The sequence below is a fragment of the Shimia sp. MMG029 genome (assembly GCF_027947445.1).
Lineage (GTDB): Bacteria > Pseudomonadota > Alphaproteobacteria > Rhodobacterales > Rhodobacteraceae > Shimia.
This window is the reverse complement of record NZ_JAQJIM010000003.1, coordinates 37717-55543: the sequence shown is the minus strand read 5'-3', so window position 1 is coordinate 55543 and position 17827 is coordinate 37717. Positions and strand designations below refer to the sequence as shown.

At 56.5% G+C, this 17827-nt stretch carries 14 protein-coding genes and 1 pseudogene; 12 read left to right on the top strand and 3 right to left on the bottom strand.

The features are described 5' to 3' along the window. The first annotated feature begins 59 nt into the window (after positions 1 to 59). The 3 genes from PJL69_RS09580 to PJL69_RS09570 all read left to right on the top strand — a co-directional run bounded on the left by PJL69_RS09580 (position 60) and on the right by PJL69_RS09570 (position 4293). Complete coding sequence (locus tag PJL69_RS09580) at positions 60 to 1184, top strand: ABC transporter permease (protein WP_271309464.1); 1125 nt, start codon at positions 60 to 62, stop codon at positions 1182 to 1184. Position 1185: 1 nt separating this feature from the next. Beyond that, positions 1186 to 1974: an ATP-binding cassette domain-containing protein gene (locus tag PJL69_RS09575; RefSeq protein WP_209098567.1), complete on the top strand. Its 789-nt coding sequence runs from the start codon at positions 1186 to 1188 to the stop codon at positions 1972 to 1974. 321 nt (positions 1975 to 2295) lie between these two features. Then, a complete protein-coding gene (locus PJL69_RS09570; RefSeq protein WP_271309463.1) occupies positions 2296 to 4293 on the top strand; it encodes a TonB-dependent receptor in 1998 nt (665 codons plus the stop codon). 66 nt (positions 4294 to 4359) lie between these two features. Here the strand turns inward: PJL69_RS09570 and PJL69_RS09565 are convergent, their stop codons facing one another. After that, entirely contained in the window at positions 4360 to 5295 is a 936-nt protein-coding gene (locus tag PJL69_RS09565; protein ID WP_271309462.1) for a sugar kinase, read from the bottom strand. Positions 5296 to 5524: 229 nt separating this feature from the next. Here PJL69_RS09565 and PJL69_RS09560 point away from each other — a divergent pair, with 229 nt between their 5' ends. The 6 genes and pseudogenes from PJL69_RS09560 to PJL69_RS09535 all read left to right on the top strand — a co-directional run bounded on the left by PJL69_RS09560 (position 5525) and on the right by PJL69_RS09535 (position 12877). Next, positions 5525 to 6670, top strand: coding sequence for a LacI family DNA-binding transcriptional regulator (locus PJL69_RS09560; RefSeq protein WP_271309461.1), 1146 nt, complete (start codon positions 5525 to 5527; stop codon positions 6668 to 6670). A gap of 22 nt (positions 6671 to 6692) precedes the next feature. Further along, positions 6693 to 8045: an ABC transporter substrate-binding protein gene (locus PJL69_RS09555; RefSeq protein ID WP_271309460.1), complete on the top strand. Its 1353-nt coding sequence runs from the start codon at positions 6693 to 6695 to the stop codon at positions 8043 to 8045. A gap of 71 nt (positions 8046 to 8116) precedes the next feature. Further along, complete coding sequence (locus tag PJL69_RS09550) at positions 8117 to 9352, top strand: carbohydrate ABC transporter permease (RefSeq protein WP_271309459.1); 1236 nt, start codon at positions 8117 to 8119, stop codon at positions 9350 to 9352. Beyond that, a complete protein-coding gene (locus PJL69_RS09545) occupies positions 9353 to 10561 on the top strand; it encodes a carbohydrate ABC transporter permease (protein WP_271309458.1) in 1209 nt (402 codons plus the stop codon). A gap of 4 nt (positions 10562 to 10565) precedes the next feature. Further along, complete coding sequence (locus PJL69_RS09540) at positions 10566 to 11810, top strand: MGH1-like glycoside hydrolase domain-containing protein (RefSeq protein ID WP_271309457.1); 1245 nt, start codon at positions 10566 to 10568, stop codon at positions 11808 to 11810. Further along, positions 11810 to 12877: pseudogene (locus PJL69_RS09535) on the top strand (ABC transporter ATP-binding protein). Before PJL69_RS09540 ends, PJL69_RS09535 begins: the two are co-directional and overlap by 1 nt. 95 nt (positions 12878 to 12972) lie before the next feature. Here PJL69_RS09535 and PJL69_RS09530 read toward each other — a convergent pair. Continuing rightward, on the bottom strand, positions 12973 to 13593 hold the full coding sequence (locus tag PJL69_RS09530; protein ID WP_271309456.1) for a LysE family translocator: 621 nt from the start codon (positions 13591 to 13593) through the stop codon (positions 12973 to 12975). A 129-nt stretch (positions 13594 to 13722) separates the two neighbouring features. On the opposite strand from PJL69_RS09530, the gene PJL69_RS09525 reads away from it, so the two are divergent. The 3 genes from PJL69_RS09525 (at position 13723) to PJL69_RS09515 (ending at position 16933) form a co-directional block, all read left to right on the top strand. After that, entirely contained in the window at positions 13723 to 14166 is a 444-nt protein-coding gene (locus PJL69_RS09525) for an Lrp/AsnC family transcriptional regulator (RefSeq protein WP_271309455.1), read from the top strand. Positions 14167 to 14392: 226 nt separating this feature from the next. Continuing rightward, a complete protein-coding gene (locus tag PJL69_RS09520) occupies positions 14393 to 15292 on the top strand; it encodes an FAD:protein FMN transferase (RefSeq protein ID WP_271309454.1) in 900 nt (299 codons plus the stop codon). Positions 15293 to 15490: 198 nt separating this feature from the next. Then, complete coding sequence (locus tag PJL69_RS09515) at positions 15491 to 16933, top strand: methyl-accepting chemotaxis protein (RefSeq protein ID WP_271309453.1); 1443 nt, start codon at positions 15491 to 15493, stop codon at positions 16931 to 16933. A gap of 56 nt (positions 16934 to 16989) precedes the next feature. On the opposite strand, the gene PJL69_RS09510 is transcribed toward PJL69_RS09515, so the two are convergent. Further along, on the bottom strand, positions 16990 to 17826 hold the full coding sequence (locus tag PJL69_RS09510; RefSeq protein ID WP_271309452.1) for an NAD-dependent epimerase/dehydratase family protein: 837 nt from the start codon (positions 17824 to 17826) through the stop codon (positions 16990 to 16992). Between the last annotated feature and the right edge of the window lies 1 nt (position 17827).

Below are 17827 nucleotides of genomic sequence, written 5' to 3'. Positions count from 1 at the left end.
GCGCCCTCCGCCCTCTCTACAAAATCCAATCCAAATCTTTAGCAGATGGGAGATGTCGCATGTCCAACGCGACGCAACCCACGGCCAATGCTGACGAGCGCATCAAGGAAATTTCGCGTTTCCGGAAGGCGCTGATCCGTCCAGAGCTGGGCGGGATCGTCGGCACCGTTGCCGTGTTCACCTTTTTCCTTTTGTTCGCGTTTGACAGCGGCATGTTCAACAGTCAGGGCATTATGAATTGGAGCCAGATCTCGGCGCAGTTCATGATCATCGCTGTTGGCGCTTGCCTGCTCATGATTGCTGGGGAGTTTGACCTTTCCGTTGGCTCTATGATCGGCTTTGCCGGGATGCTGATCGCGATTTTCAGTGTCACGCTTGGCTGGCCTGTGTGGATGGCGATCATTCTGACGTTTGTAATTGCTGTTTCCATTGGGGCGCTCAATGGGTTCATCGTCGTGCGCACGGGGCTGCCGAGCTTTATCGTGACGCTGGCGTTTCTGTTCATCCTGCGCGGCTTTGCGATTTATTTGCCCCAGACCATCGAGCGCAAAACCATCATTGGCGGTGTGAGTGAAGTGGCTGAAGGCGATTGGCTGGCGGCTGCCTTTGGCGGAAAGATCTTCACCGGTGCGTTCCAGTGGATGGGTGACGCGGGCATTATCGCGGTGTTTGAGCGGGGCACACGCAAGGGTCAGCCGGTGGTGGACGGGCTGCCAATGCTGATTGTTTGGGCGTTGGTCTTGGTGATCATTGGGCATGTGATCCTGACAAAGACCCGCTTTGGCAACTGGATATTCGCCGCAGGAGGCGATGCGGAAGCGGCGCGCAACTCCGGTGTCCCGGTGAACAAGGTCAAAATTCTGATGTTCATGTTCACCGCCTTTTGCGCGACGGTGTTTGCCACGTGTCAGGTGATGGAATTTGGCAGTGCCGGGTCTGATCGCGGATTGCTGAAGGAGTTTGAAGCCATCATTGCTGTTGTGATTGGCGGGGCTTTGCTGACGGGGGGCTATGGGTCGGTTATTGGCGCGGCGCTGGGCGCGCTGATTTTCGGGGTCGTACAACAGGGGCTGTTTTTTGCTGGCGTAGAAAGCTCGTTGTTCCGCGTGTTCCTTGGGGTGATCCTGCTGGGTGCCGTGATCCTGAATACCTATATTCGTCGCATCATTACGGGGGAGCATTGATATGAACCCGGAAAAAGCCCCCATCATTCAAATGAACGATATCGCGAAACACTTCGGGCGGGTGATCGCACTTGCGGGTGTGTCTGTCGATGTCTTTCCCGGCGAATGTCACTGTCTGCTTGGTGACAATGGCGCAGGCAAGTCCACGTTCATCAAGACGATGTCGGGTGTGCACAAACCCACCAAGGGCGAGATCCTGTTTGAAGGCAAAGAGATGTTTTTTGCCGATCCGCGGGATGCGATCGCTGCAGGCATCGCAACGGTGCACCAGCATCTTGCGATGATTCCGTTGATGTCGGTAAGCCGCAATTTCTTCATGGGCAATGAACCCATCAAGAAAATCGGCCCGATGAAGTTCTTTGACCATGACTATGCCAATCAGGTGACCATGGAAGAGATGCGCAAGATGGGCATCAACCTGCGCGGCCCGGATCAGGCGGTTGGCACTCTGTCTGGTGGGGAGCGTCAGACCGTGGCGATTGCGCGCGCTGTGCATTTTGGCGCAAAGGTCTTGATCCTTGATGAGCCGACTTCCGCGCTTGGGGTGCGTCAAACGGCGAATGTTTTGGCGACGATCGACAAGGTACGCAAGCAAGGGGTCGCGGTTGTTTTTATCACGCACAATGTGCGTCATGCGATGGCCGTTGGAGATCGATTTACCGTGCTCAATCGTGGGCAGACCCTTGGGACATCACAGCGCGGGCAAATCACGCCGGATGAACTTCAGGATATGATGGCTGGTGGTCAGGAGCTTGTGACGCTGGAAGACAGCCTGGGGGGCACCGTCTAAAGCCCGTTCGCAATTGCGGTTTGTTTGCCCCGGTGCTGTGTCGCCGGGGCTTTCTCTTTTTGGGCGAGCGTTAGGTGGCGTGCACGTGCTTGGCACTTAGAAAACGTGTCATAAGAGTCGCAGCGCTTATTTTCTGACAATTTTAGAATGGTTCTTTTGGGCGCCGTCTTTTAGGCGGAGGGCGAACGCCGATGCTTTCGCAGGAAAGCCCGGTCGACTCTACCATACCCAGCAAAATGCCAGGCTAAACCACTCACGCGCCGTTCATAGGATCGGCGCTTGCGGCGTTTGGGCGTCGCCTTGTTAGAAGGGACTATTTGCGTGAAAAACTCTGTTTTTGCGTTGGGGAAAACGTCCGGTGCGCTTCTGAGCATCGTTTTGGCAGGTGCAGCCTCTGCACAGAGCGCTGAGGATTTCGAACTGGGCACCATCACGGTGACAGGCACCGGCCTGCCCACCGAAGTGTTTGACAGCCCTGCGTCTGTGACTGTCATTGACGAAGAAGATATCAAGAAGATCCCACCCAAATCGGTTGCGAGCCTGTTGAAAGGCGTGCCGGGTGTGCGCGTGACCGAATCCGGGATTGAGCGCATCAGCATTCGTGGCGAAGCGTCTCAGCGCGTCGCCATTCTGATTGATGGGCAGCGCATTTCTGACCACACCACATACGGCACGCCGGTGCTGATCGCGCCAACCGAGATTGAGCGCATCGAAGTGGTGCGTGGCCCGTCGTCTGTTGTGTCGGGCAACCGGGCCATCGGCGGTGTGGTCAATATCATCACCAAGCGTGGCGCCGACAAACCTGTGGAAGTGACCCTGTCTGGCGGGTATCTGGGCGAAAACGAAGGCTATCGTGCCGCGACCAGCATCGCAGGCACAGTTGGCAACTTTGACTATCGTGTCGGCCTGTCAAAGTCGGATCTGAATGACCGTGTGACACCGAATGGCCCGTTGGTTCCATCAGGTGGCGAAGATCGCGAAATCAATGCCTTCGCGGGCTATCGTTTCGGAAATCACTATGTTGGCGTGCGGGCGCAGGACTTTGATCTGGCGGCGGATGTTTATACCGGAACCCCCGCGTTTGCGATTGATTTGCCAGAGCGTGATCTGCGCAAATATAGCGCATTTTATGAAGGTGAGAACCTAACGCCTTGGATGTCGATGCTGAAGGTGGATGCCTACACGCAGACCATTGATCGTTTGTTCCGGAGTCAGCTCACTGTTGCGCCAGGTGTCGGCAGTGTGTCCACATCTGATGACGAGCAGAAGACGTCAGGGTTCAGAGCAACTGCAAATCTGGAATTTGCAGAAGGCCACCGGACCGTTGTTGGGTTGGAGTATGAAAACGATTCGATGGTTTCGGATAAGTCATCGACGTCCACTTTTGGCCCTCCAACCACCACCACGCGCTATTCTGACGCAACTATTGAGACATATTCGTTGTTTGCTCAGCATGAAGTGTCATTCTCTGATGCGACCACCGGTACGTTTGGTTTGCGCTACTACAACGTGGACAGCACACTGGACCAGTATTTGGTCAATGGGGTCGATCAGGGGCAACGCTCCAACTCTGATGATCGTCTGCTTGGTTCTATCGGGCTTGTTCATGAACTCTCAGACAGCGCTGTTGTGCGTGCGAACATCTCTCAGGGTTACACATACCCCTCACTGAGCCAGTTGTTCCTGACATCAGTTGGCGCTGGTGGCACCGTGATCGGTAACCCTGACCTGAAACCAGAAACAGCCACCAACTATGAAATTGGGGCCCGTATTGATCGCGGCAATCTCGTGTTGGATGCGGCACTTTTCTATACCGACTCCAACGACTACATCACCTCGATCAATGTCGCGCCTCGGACTTCGGTTTATCAGAACGTCAACAAAGCACGCAGTTATGGTTTTGAACTTGCTGCAGAGTTTGACCCGGGTTGGGCAAATGGCATCCGCCCCTATGCAAACCTGGCGTATGTGTCGCGTGAGTTCACATTTGCCAATGGCTATTCCACCAAGGACTCAGGTACGCCAAACTGGGCTGGTGATCTGGGTGTACGGGGCGATTGGAACCTGTCCAGCGTTGGCGGCACCTGGGATGCCTTTGTGCGCGGTGAAACATCTGCAACACAGCGCAACTCGAGCGGGGCTGTTGCCAATGAAACCGCTGGCTGGGCAACGCTTAACCTGCGCGGAACCGTTGATCTGACGGACAATGTCAGCATGTCTGTAGAGCTGGGCAACTTGTTTGATAAGTCCTATCAATCACTTGGCCAGATTGAGGGCGCAGGTCGCAACGCGAGCGTCTTCCTGACCGCTAAGTTTTGATCGCTGATTTAAGTACGGAAGGGGCCTGTTTCGGGCCCCTTTCATGTGCCCAAATGGGCCATCTGTCTAGGCTATTTTGGGCGCTATATCGACTATGGCGCCGGGTTGCGTGACCACGTGCGCGGCGATCTTGTGGCCAAGCTCCATCGCGTCCTGATGGGTTTCACCTTTGCAAATCGCGGCAAGATAACCGGCGTTGAAACTATCCCCTGCCGCGGTGCTATCAATCATTGTAACAGCCGGTGCGGACTGCGCGCATAGCGCTCCGCTGAGAATGTCACAAGGCCCCTGCGTCCCACGTTTGAGGGCGCCAGATGTCACGCCGTAGTCACGCATGCGTTTGATCACCGCGTCTTCAGTGACATCCGCAAACAGCTCCATTTCATCGTCCAATGACGGTAGGGCGATGTCTGTGCGTTTCCACATTTCCGAGTTGACGTGCCGTGCCGCAGCCGCGCTTTCCCAGAGGCGTGCACGATGATTGCTGTCATAGGCCACAACCCCGCCATTTGCGCGGTAATTGTCGATCCAATTTAGGATGTGCGTGCGGGTGTCTGGTGGCAGGATCGCCATGCTGATCCCGCTCAAGAATATCATGTCGAAATTCTGGAGCGTTGAGAGCGGCACGTGGCACGGCTCGGCAAAAAGCGTGCGCGCAGCTGAGGCAGATCGCCAGTAGCTGAAGCTGCGCTCGCCTGCGGGGTCGGTTTGGATGGCGTACAGCCCTGGCATCTGGCCGGTGCGTGTTTCGATGCAGTCCGCATTGATGCCATGTGATGTGATGGTTGCGCGAATGCGGTCAGAGAAGGCATCGTCCCCGAGCGCTGTGACATAGGAGATTTTCGTCTCAGTTTCTGACAGCAGGGTGCGCAGGTAGTAGGCTGTGTTGAACGTGTCTCCTGCAACCCCCACATGCGCGTGGTCTGCCCCCTCCATAGCCAATTCGATCATCACTTCGCCGACACATGCGATTGATGTGAATGGATGATTTTTGGTTGGCATGTTGTGTGTCCGATCGCGCGAAATGTGTTTCGGGATACGCTACGCCTGAAAGATCTGAAGGCAAGCGCTTTGGCGTAACGGCAATGAGATCTTGCCTACCTCCAGCGTTTGAACAGTGCCTGTAAAACAGGATGTCGGCAGGTGTTTGCGTCTAAATCTTATGCGTCGTGCACAACGTGAGGCCGCGATACTTCTTGCCGAAACCGGTTTCGGAAAAAATAGTTAAAGCATGTCAGCGATTCGAAACCCTTCAGAAACTGCCCCACCAGCACCAGAGGTGCGCACCGCGCGGCGGGTGACGATCAATGATCTGGCGGCACATTTGGGCATGTCCAAGAGCACCGTGTCGCGCGCGATGAATGGGTATGCTGACATCTCTGAAAGCACCCGCAAACGTGTGGCGAGCACAGCCCAAAAGCTGGGCTATCAGCCGCTGAGCCACGCGCAGGCGATCCGCACGGGGCGCGTCCGGGCCTTGGCGCTTGTGCTGCAAATGGATGAGCCAGATCGGCACAATCCGTTTTTGCAGGAGTTTCTGATGGGAGCGTGCGAAACCGCGAGCGGTTTCGGTTGGACCCTGACTGTTTCGACCGCGACGTCTGATGCTGACATGCGGGATGTTCTGGGTCGCTTGATTGATGAGCGCAAAGCGGATGGGTTTATCTTGCCCAGAACCGAGGTGCGGGATGCGCGGGTTGCGCTGCTGCGCGCCCGCGGGGTGCCACATGTGTTGTTTGGGCGCACGGAGCACGGCGTGCCAACAGCCAAGCAAAAAGGCTCTTGGTATGATATTCTTGGTGAAGCGGCGATGTGCAGTGCCGTGACGCGGCTGGCTGGTTTGGGCCATGAGCGGATTGGCTATGTCGGCAGTACGGCGAATTTTAACTACACACATCTGCGCCGCGAAGGGTTTAAGGCCGGCCTTGTGGCCAGCGGGTTGCCCTATGATGCGAGTTTGCTGCGCGAAGGGGCGCGGACACGTGAAGAAGGGGCGCGAGAGGTGCGTGCCCTGATGCAGCTTAAGCACCCGCCAACCGGAGTGGTTTTTGCCACCGACATGGCCGCGTTGGGTGGTTATGACGCTCTGAACGATCTGGGGCTTCTTGTCGGAAAGGATGTGTCGGTCATCGGATACGACGGGGTGCCGGAGGCGGAATATGTTCGCCCCGGACTGACCACGTATCAGGTCGATACGCGCCGCGCGGGCGCGCGATTGGCGGAGCTATTGATCCGCCAGATCCGTGGCGAGGCGCCTGAAACGCTGCGCGAGGTTTCTGATGCCATTCTTGTGGAGCGACAGTCTGACGGGCCACCCGCGCTGACGTCGGTGCAGCTCGCAGAAAAGATCGAAAATACAAAGACCAATAATACGTGATCAACGATACGGGAGGACAATCATGTCACGTCACTTTAATGCAAAGCTGCTGATGAGCACGTCACTGGCGCTGGCTTTGACGGCAATGTCTGTGCAAGCGGATACGATCCGTTTCTGGACCACCGAGGAGCAACCCGAGCGGCTTGCAAAACAGCAGGACATGGCGGAGCAATTCAAATCCGCGACTGGGACCACGGTTGAGGTGATCCCTGTGAGCGAAAGCGATTTGGGTACGCGCGCGACCGCAGCCTTTGCCGCGGGCGATTTGCCGGATGTGATTTATCACACGCTGCAATACGCTCTGCCTTGGGCAGAAGCAGGCATTCTGGATACAGAAGCCGCCTCCGAGGTGGTCGAAGATCTGGGCGTGGGCACCTTTGCACCGGGTGCGGTGGCCATGGCAGATTTCAACGGCGAAACCGCCTCGGTTCCGGTGGACGGCTGGACCCAGATGGTGGTTTACCGCAAAGACCTGTTTGATGCGGCGGGCCTCGTTGCGCCAAGCAGCTATGCGACTGTTTTGGCGGCGTTGGAGAAGCTGCACAATCCGCCAGAGATGTATGGTTTTGTGGCCGCAACCAAGGTGGATGAAAACTTCATGAGCCAGGTTTTGGAGCATGTGTTTCTGGCCAATGGGGTGAGCCCTGTGGGTGCGGATGGTTTCCAGCCGCTGGATGAAGCCAAGACCACTGAGGTTCTGGATTTCTACAAAGCGATTTCCAAAGCGTCGCCTCCGGGGGAATTGTATTGGAAGCAGTCTCGCGAACTCTATTTCGCGGGCAAGGCTGCGATGATCATCTGGTCGCCCTTCATTCTGGATGAGCTGGCCGGTCTGCGTGACAGCGCGCCACCCACCATCACCGACGATCCAACTTCCAACAAACTGGCGGGGATGACTGGAATTGTGACCAACTTCTCTGGCCCGTCCAACCCTGATGGAGCCGCTTGGGGTGATGTGCGCTATTTCGGTATTACGTCGGATGCAGATACCGATGCGGCGATGGATTTTGTGAAGTTTGCAATGGATGACGGCTATACGCAGACACTGTCGATTGCGCCAGAAGGCAAGTTCCCGGTGCGTCGCGGTACGGCGGACAACCCAACAGCTTTCAGCGAAGCATGGTCCAAACTGCCGGTTGGTGTGGATCGTAAGGCACCGCTGGGTGAGCTCTATGATCAGGCGATGATCGACGAAATCGTTGGCGGCCTTGATGTGGCGCAGCGTTGGGGTGTCGCGGAAGGTCAGCTGTCGCTGGCGTCCAAGATCATCAATAGTCAGGCGATCAACCGCATCGTACGCCAGTATGTCGATGACGAAATCGACGCTGCTGCTGCGGTGGCCGCGATGAACGACGAACTGTCTAAGGTTCAATAACCACAGACATTTTGCAGCGGCCTGCGCATCTGCGGGCAGGCCGTTTGCGCTCTTTTCTTTAGAGGTTCCCCATGTCTACGGCACTTCCGCCAACGGGCACGGGCGCATTGGCCAAACGCGAGGCACGGCTGGCTTGGGGCTTACTGGCCCCGACGCTGATCAGTGTGGCTTTGGTCGTGGTGCTGCCCCTGCTGGCTGTCATTTGGATCAGCTTCAAACCCTTTGCGCTGTCTGATCTGCGCCCGCCTGGGCCAATTGTGCGCGAAAGCTTGCGTGGCAGTGGCGACGAGATGCGCGTGGAGTACCGCGTGCGCAACTCTTCTCAAGAGGAAGCCATAAAGGGTGTAACCCTGCGCGACCACGTGCCTGAAGGCGTTGAGATCATTGGAGATCTTCCAGAGGTGTGCACGCTTACGGGGCGTGACCTGTTCTGTGATTTTGGCGATATGGAAGGTGGGGAGCGGGAGCGGTTGCGTTTGCCCATCACCTCCAATCTGGACGAAGATGCGCTGGAAGCGGCGGTTGAAGACAGTGAACCCACGATGACCGGCGCAGGCAAAAGCGTGCTGACCAGCCCGGCGCTGTCGATGGAGAACTACAAGCGCCTGTTTGATGGTGGTGAGTTCTGGACCGTTTTTGGCGTCACGATGTTTTACACCGTCTTTGGCACCATTGACGCGCTTGTCATGGGGCTGTTTGCGGCGCTGCTTTTGAACAAAAGCTTTACGGGGCAGGGGTTTATAAGAGGGTTGTACCTCTTCCCCTATGTGGCGCCGGTGATTGCGGTGGCATTTACATGGGTCACGCTGTTTGATCCTTTCTCAGGCTCGGCGAATGCGTTGCTCATTCAGATGGGCGTCACAGAAAGTGCAATCAACTTCTTTGGCGAGCGTCCGCTGGCACTGATCATGGTGACGGTGTTTGAGATCTGGCGGTACTTTCCTCTGTCCTTCCTCTTCATCCTTGCACGCATGCAGAGCATCGACTCCTCAATGTATGAGGCGGCGGATATGGATGGCGCGTCGCCCTTCCAGAAGTTCTGGTTGCTGAGCCTGCCACAGCTCTTGGGCATCCTGTCGGTGTTGTTCCTGCTGCGGTTCATTTGGACGTTCAACAAGTTCGACGACATTTTCCTGCTGACGGGCGGCAACGCGGGCACGCGGACCCTGACGGTGAACGTTTATGAACAGGCCTTTGCGATTTCCAACATTGGCGCGGGGGCGGCGGTGGCGGTGGTGATCCTGCTGTGTTTGCTGTGCTTTTCCTTCTTCTTCTTCAAATTCATCAGCCGTGAGGAGGGCCTCTAAATGCGCAAAGGGTTTATCACTGGCCCCGTGCTAGGGGCGCTTTGGCTGATTGTTATGGCGACAACAGTTGCGGTGGCGATGTCATTTGCCACCGGGGCGGCGTTCCGCCCGCAGCTGTTGCTCTGTCTGGTATGGGGCGCTGTCGCTGGGCTGATCTATGTGCGCTTTCCAGCACAGCATGCGCCGGCAAGGCTTGCGATCAGCGCGGTTATGGCACTTGCGATGGCGTCACCTGTTGGGCCGGTTGTGACCGGTGAGGGCGTTTCGTCCTCGGCAGTTTTGGTGGCCATGATCGCGCTGGGTGGGGGCATGCATTTGGCCATGGCCGCGATCTTGCAGGACACACCGTTTGGCACGCTGACACGGCATGAGTACGAGGCTGCGGTGATCCGGTTTCTGACGGGGTTTGGCTATATCTTCTTCACCGCGATTGTGCTGATCCCTTTTTACGTGATGGTGATGACCAGCCTGAAATCACAGCAAGCACTGCTGCAGAACCCGCTCGATTTCTCTATTGAGATAAGCAAGGGTGCTGAGCTGTTCCGCAGCTATGTTGAGCTGTTTCGTGATTTCAACTTTGGCACCTATCTCTGGACGTCGTTCTATGTCTCGGCGCTGACGGTGGCGATTACCTTGGCGTTCAGCGTGCCCGGGGCCTATGCGGTTGCGCGGTTCCGGTTCAAAGGGCAGAAAGCGTTCTCGCGATCGATCCTGCTGATCTACATGGTGCCGATGATCGTTCTCGCCTTGCCGATCTACATCGCCTTTTCGATGACGGGGCTGCGCAACTCGATCCTTGGGATTGTGATGATTTATCCGGTCACCACGATCCCGGTCGCGCTCTATATGTTGCAGGGGTATTTCCGCGGGTTGCCAACCGAGGTTGAGGAAGCTGGTCTGATGGATGGGCTGTCGCGCCTTGCGGTGATCTGGAAAATCACTCTGCCGCTCAGCCTGCCTGCGCTCGCGTCGGTCTCGCTTTATGTCTTCATGATCGCCTGGAACGAGTTTCTGCTCGCCTTCATGTTGCTGGATGACCCTTCCAAATTCACGCTCACCCGTGGGGTAGCGATGCTCAACTCTTCTGAAATTCCCAGACAACACCTGATGGCCGGGGCGGTGATCGCCACGGTGCCGATCATGGTGCTTTTCTTGGGACTTGAACGCTTCATGACCAAAGGCCTGACGGCTGGGTCTGTCAAAGGATAAGACGATGACTTCCGAAATTTCTCTTATGGATCAAGCGCAACAGATCCTGATCACCAATGATCGTGGTGGGTACACTGTGCCAACGGATGGGCTTTATCCATACCAGTGGAACTGGGACAGCGCGATTGCAGCGCTGGGATTTGCGCAGTTTGATTTGGAACGTGCATGGGTGGAGCTTGAGACGTTGTTTCAGGGGCAATGGGCCGATGGCATGGTGCCCCATATTCTGTTTCACAAAAACGATCCGGGCTATTTTCCGGGGCCGGATGTGTGGGGCTGCAATGGGCCGATCCCGTCATCCGGGATCATTCAGCCTCCGATTGCTGCGACGATGGCGCGGCTGGTTTGGGAGCAGGATCGCGAAATGGGTCAGGCGCGCATGGCGGCGCTTTATCCCAAAATGCTCGCCTGGCACAATTGGATCATGCGCTGGCGTCTGCATATGGGCGCAGTTTGTACAACGCACCCTTGGGAAACTGGCCGGGATAATGCGCCTGACTGGGACAATACCATGGCGCGCATGGATGCCTCTGATGTGGGGGAATATACTCGGCGGGATACGACCCATGTGAATAGCGAGGATCGCCCAACCAAATTTGACTATGACCGCTATATCAAGCTGGTGCAGCTGGGGCGGCGATTGAAGTGGGATCAGGCGGCGATGCTGGCGGAAAGCCCGTTTCGGGTGGCGGATCCGACGATGACATTTACCACTCTACGTGCGGCAAGAGATTTGCACGCGGTGGGCGAAGCGCTTGGTCAGGACGTGTCGCAGATTACGTCTGATATCAAGCGGTTGGAAGCGGGCGTTGCAACTTTGTGGAACGCCGATCTTGGCGGATTTGACAGTCGGGATGTCCACAGTGGTGAGTGGGCTGGTTGCATTTCAAATGCCTCCTATCTTTGCTGGTTTGCGGGAGTTGAAAACCCGGCGATGCTGGCGCGGTTGCGAGAGATTTTGGCGCAGGTGCCCTATCCGGTACCAAGCAATGATCCCGATGCGGAAACCTTTGATGCGCGGCGGTATTGGCGTGGCCCCACCTGGGCCATCGTGAACATGCTGATCGGCATGGGGCTGAAGGACATGGGGCATGTGGCAGAGGCGGAAACCTTGGCCAAGAAAACAGCAGCGCTGATCGCAGAGCATGGATTTGCCGAGTATTTTGATCCCTTTAGCGGAGACGCTGCAGGTGGTGGTTCATTCACGTGGACAGCAGCGGTTTGGCTGGCATGGGCAGGGAGGGTCTGATGGGCAGTATCACTCTAAAGGCGGTTGAAAAGTGGTTTGGTGACATTCAGGTCATCAAAGGGATCGATCTGGACATTCAGGACGGGGAATTCGTGGTTTTTGTCGGCCCCTCCGGCTGCGGTAAGTCGACGTTACTGCGCATGATTGGTGGTCTTGAAGACATCAGCCGGGGCGCGCTTGAGATCGACGGGAATGATGTGACGGATCATCCGCCAAGCAAGCGCGGGTTGACGATGGTGTTTCAATCCTATGCGCTATATCCGCATCTGACTGTGGCGGAGAACATGGGATTTTCCCTGAAAGTAGCGGGTGTTAGCAAGGATGAGATCGCACGCCAGGTGGGGCAGGCGGCAGAGATCCTGAAACTGACGGACTATCTGGAGCGCCGTCCCAAGGATCTGTCCGGTGGGCAGCGGCAGCGGGTGGCCATTGGGCGCTCTATTGTGCGGGATCCAACGGCGTTTCTGTTTGATGAACCTCTTTCCAATCTGGATGCCGCACTGCGCGTGGAAATGCGCTAAGAGATCGCGAAACTGCATCAGAGTCTGAAGCGCACGATGATCTATGTGACCCACGATCAGGTCGAAGCCATGACGCTGGCGGATCGTATTGTGGTGTTGGAATTTGGCCACATTGCGCAGGTCGGGACGCCGCGCGAACTCTATGAAAAGCCAGGGAATTTGTTTGTTGCGCAGTTCATCGGCAGCCCCAAGATGAACATTCTGGACTGTCAGGCAGCAGCGGGCGATCCTGAGTATAGGCTGGCGATTGGCGGTGCTGGGCCATTTGGCAAAACCGGTGCTGCGGCCAAGATTGGCGTGCGCCCTGAACATATCGAAGTCTGCGCCACTGGCGCGGGTCAATGTGAGGGCACAATTGAGGTTGTTGAGTACCTTGGCGCGGATACGTTTTTGATTTTGGACGTGGGGCAGGAGGACAAACTGGTGGTGCGTGTCACCGGCGGCGACGTGCCTCACGGGGTTGGTGATCAGGTGGGGCTGTGCTTCCCGGAGGCGGCCTGTCATTTCTTTGACGCGGATGGTCAGCGGATCGGGGATGGGCGTTAACACTTGTCAAAATGGAACGTCTGTATCGCGTCGGTATTGCGGCGGTATCGCGACAGTGGATTTTAGCGTTAACGAATTGCGGAGATAGGGGTTCTTCACGCAGTGTCGAGTAGAAGTTTAAGTGCGAAGCCAAGCAGGATGAGGCCTGAAATCTGACGAAAGCGGGTGTAGCGTTTCTGTGTCATGTAGCGCTTGCGTAAGGCGTTGGCAAAGACGGCGTAAGTGCTGAGCGACATGATGGAGAGGCCGCTGTAGGTGAGTAGCAGGATGCTGACCTGAGGCGTTAGCGCGCGGTTCAGATCCAGCACCTGAGGAAAGAGCGCCATATAAAAGAGCAGCGCTTTTGGGTTTGTGACCGCAAGCAGAAACGCCTCCCCAAATAGGGTAGCGAATGACACCGGGACTTTGGGGCCAGGTTCCATCAACAGTGTTTCGGATTTCAATAGGAGTTTGAGTGCGAGCCAGATCAGATAGGTCACTCCAATTAGGCGACAGAAGGGCAACAGAAAGTCGAAGGCAATGACTGCGGAGATAATGCCCAAGGCGCAGATGGCCCCTCCGACCGCGAGGCCAAGCGCATTGCCAAGGATTGTTGGGGTTACGCGCCTACCGCCAAGTTGCAGCGCCCGCCGCAGCGTGTTCAGGTTTGCGGGTCCCGGCGTCACAATATTGGCGGCCGAGATTGTAGCGAATGACGCCCAAACTGCCCAGTTCATCGTTTTCCCCATTGCTGATACGAGAAGTGGATAAACTACCAACTGAGTCTGGATCTGTGTTGTCTCAGACAAAGGAGACTGGCGGATTTTACTGTATAAACGGAGGCATTTCGCGGTATTTGCTTTCCTATGGAAGATACGCTGGACGATCTTGATCGGGATATATTGGCTGCATTGGCGCGCGATGCGCGGGTCAGCTGGAAAGACTTGGCCGAAGAGGCGGGCGTGTCCGCGCCTACCATTCGGGACCGGGTGCAGAGATTGCAGGATCGGGGGATCATCCAAAGATTTGCGATTGAGGTTTCCCCCAAAGCGTTGGGCTACTCCCTTGAGGCGGTTGTGCGCTTTCGCCCGCTACCGGGGAAGCGGCATTTGTTACAAGCGCAGATTGAGACCACAGAGCGGATCGTACAATGTGACAAGGTCACGGGGGAAGATGGGTTTGTCGCGCGGGTTCTATTGCGAGATATTGCTGAGCTTGATCCTTTGTTGGAGACTTTTGGCCGGTTGGCGAGCACCCACACGTCGATCATAAAATCGAGCCCGGTGCGGATGAGGCCACCACCGTTTTAGGCGGCTCTTGCGGATCACTGTCTGCTGTCAACAAATGCCATGTGATTTGAGGAGCGGATCTATACGATTGCTTTAGCTGTCTGGATTATAGCAAACAGCGGCCAAGAAGGCCGATTTCCCGCGAATTTGCGTGTGAGTGGGGTGGGCAGTCCGTCAATTGAATGATATGTCCCCGCCAAATGCGCATGGCGCACCACGATTTTGACTCGATTCTGGAGAGCTTTTCATGACCCGGATGCATCGCCGCCGATTTCTGACCATCGCCGCCGCCTCTGCGGCGCTGCCCGCTGGCCTGAGCCACGCTGCTACCGTAACCGAAACTGCCAAATGGCAAGGTGTTGCGCTGGGTGCACCAGCGCAGATGTCGCTGGTTGGCCTGAGCGACGCAGATGCGGCGCCGATCATTGCAGATGTGACTGCAGAGCTGGACCGTCTGGAGGGCATTTTCTCGCTGTATCGCGATAGCGAACTGACACGCCTGAATCGTGACGGTGTTCTGGCTGCGCCTTCTGCAGAGCTGATCGAGGTTCTGGAACTGAGCGACGCGCTGAACAAAGCCAGCGGCGGCGCATTTGACCCAACTGTACAGCCGCTGTGGCTGGCCAAAGGTGGTCAGGGCGACGTGACTGATGCGAAAGCACGCGTTGGCTGGGACAAGGTTGCGTTTGATGCCAATGAAGTGCGCTTTGGCGCAGAAGGCATGGCGCTGACGCTGAACGGTGTTGCGCAGGGTTATGTGACCGATCGTATCGCAGCGATCCTCAAAGATGCCGGCCTCAAAGACGTTCTTCTGGACATGGGCGAAGTGGCCGCTCTTGGCCATCGCGCGGATGGCGCACAATGGACCGCAGGTGTCAGCACCCCAGCCGGTGAGATCGTGGCACGTGTGAAGCTGACCGATCGTGCGCTGGCAACCTCTGCGCCGATGGCAACTGTGCTGTCTGGCAACGACGCGCATATCTTCCGCCCAGACGGTCAAGAAGGCGCGCTGTCTCTGGCAGCCGCGTCTGCTCCTTCTGCCGCTGTGGCGGATGGCCTGTCCACCGCGCTGTGCCTCGTGGATGACGCAACAGCCGCCGCAATGGTGGCTCAGTTTGCTGGCGCGCGTATCGAGAGCATCGCCTAAGCGTTTCCTGTCGACAGACACCGAAGAATTTGACACCGCTTGCGTCTTTCGCAGGCGGTGTTTTTTTGGCTTGGCCTATCCATGCGAGTTTTCCACAGGTTTTTGACGTGTTTTCGATTTGGTTAAGGCTTCCGTTAACCAACTCCCCCTTAAGAGATGCGAAAGACTTAAGCGTCCGGGAAGAAGGGGCTCGCCGATATGGCCAACGCGTTGGAAGAATTCACGACAGAAATGCGTTTGGATAAGGATGATCTGGCTTTGTTGCGCAAGATTGCCATCAAGGTCACGCCTGCTTTGGATGCCGCCATAGATGCATTTTATTCCGAAATTCCGCCTGACGTGGATCTGGCTGTCTTTGCGGGTGCGAAAGCGGCAATGAAAGACCATTGGGCGCGGCTTTTGAAATCAGGTCTGGAGGGGCAGTACCCCGCATCTATCCGGCGTTTGAATGACGTGCACTTTCTCGACATGGGTTGGCGTATTGAAGCCTTTATGGCGGGGCATGCTGCTGCGGCGGCGCTGCTGCAGGCGGAACTGGTTGCGCAATCTGGGCTGGTGATTTTTGCACGCGGCAAGGCGCGGCTTGCACAAGAGGCGGCGCTGCTTTCGCGGTTGCTTCAGCTGGATCTGGCCGCCGCTGCGACGGCCTTCACCCATGCCCGGAAAACCAAACAGGCGGTTGCGTTTGAGTATCTTGAGCGCGGTATGAAGCGGGTTGCGGCCAAAGATCTGTCAGAGGATATTCCGGCACCTCAGGTCAGTGATTTTCCGCAGGAGTTTGAGCCGCTGCGGTTTGCGTTCAATGAGTTGCAGCGCGGATTGCGTTCGGTGGTGAAGACAATCAAATATGCCACCGACGATCTGAATCTGACAGCTTCAGAAATGAATGAAAGCGCGGGAGATCTGGCGCGTCGTACAGAAACACAGGCGGCCACGCTTGAGCGTACGGCGGCATCTATTTCTGACATCAGCACACAGTTGCAGTCGTCCTCTGATGCGACGCAAAAGACAGATGCCATGATGCGTCAGACCCATGCGCAGGCCCAGACAGGCCGCAGTGTCATGGGGGAAACCGTTGGAAAAATGCGCGAGATTGCGCAGAGCTCTGCACAGATCTCCCAGATCACCGGTGTGATTGATGACATCGCGTTTCAAACCAATTTGTTGGCGCTGAATGCGGGCGTTGAGGCTGCACGAGCAGGAGAGGCGGGGCGTGGCTTTGCTGTTGTGGCATCTGAAGTGCGCGGTCTGGCACAGAAAGCTGGGGATGCCGCGAAGGAAATCAGTGAACTGATCAAGACGTCTTCTGAGTTGGTGGAAACGGGTGTCACGCTGGTTGATCAGGCTGGCAGTGTGCTGGAAGACATTGTTCAGGACGTGGAAAATGTATCTGCGCTCAGCACAGAGGTTGCTCAGTCCACCAGTGTGCAATCAGATGGGCTGTCTGAGATCGCAAACGGGCTTGGTCTGTTGGATGAGGCCACACAGCAGAATGCGGCCTTGGTAGAAGAGGTGGTTGCCGTTGTGGACAATATGCGCCGTGATACATCGCAGGTGTCTGAAATCGTCAAGAAGTTCGAAACCCGCGCCACAGAAGAAGATACGCCGATAGAGATTTTTGCGAGCACGCGCGCGGCGTAAGACAGCGCAGGGTGTGATGGAGAAAAGGGCGCTGGTGGCGCCCTTTTTTGATCGCTTTACAGTGTCTTGCGATCGTCGACTATGGTCATATTCGCCAGACCGCTTTCCCCCAGATCAACAGCCGCGAAGGGGCCGCCGATGCACACTTGTGCGGGATCATGCGGATCAGCTGGAGGCGCGGCTGCAAGGATTTCAGGCGCGAATTGTTCGGCATTGTCTTGTGGGCGATAGCCGAGATGGGAGGCGCCAGCGTTGTTGACGGGCATGCGGTCGTTGTTTGAGATGCCATAGACGATGGAGAAACCGGTTGTGGGTGTGTCGATGGCGCGGGTCACAAGGCGGATCAGATCATCATAGCTGAGCCATGTGGACAGCGAGCGGGGGCTGACCACTTTGGCGCAGGAGAAAATCCGCATATGAACGCTTTCCAGCCCACGCTTTTCCCAATACATGCGCCCGAGATCTTCGGCGAAACATTTGGCGAGGCCGTAGAATGTGTCGGGGCGGTGGGGCACGTCAACCCCAATGCAATCAGAGGACGGATACATGCCAACCGCGTGCACGGAACTTGCGTAGACAACGCGACGCACGCCGTGCCGGTGGGCGGCCTCCCAGACGTTGTAGGCCCCAATAATGTTGGGGCCGAGGATTTCTTCGAAAGGGGCTTCGTCGACGATTGCACCAAAATGCACAACCATATCCGCGCCTTCCAACACGTCACTGATCTGATCTAGAGAGGCCAGGTCGGCCTGAACATAGCGTTCGCCAGAGTAAAGTTTGCCAATGTCATCGGCAATATCGGTGGAGACAAGCTCGTCCGCCATTTTGGAAAGCGGCTCACGCAGGTAGGATCCAAGGCGGCCAGCGGCACCGGTGAGGACGAGCTTTTTCATG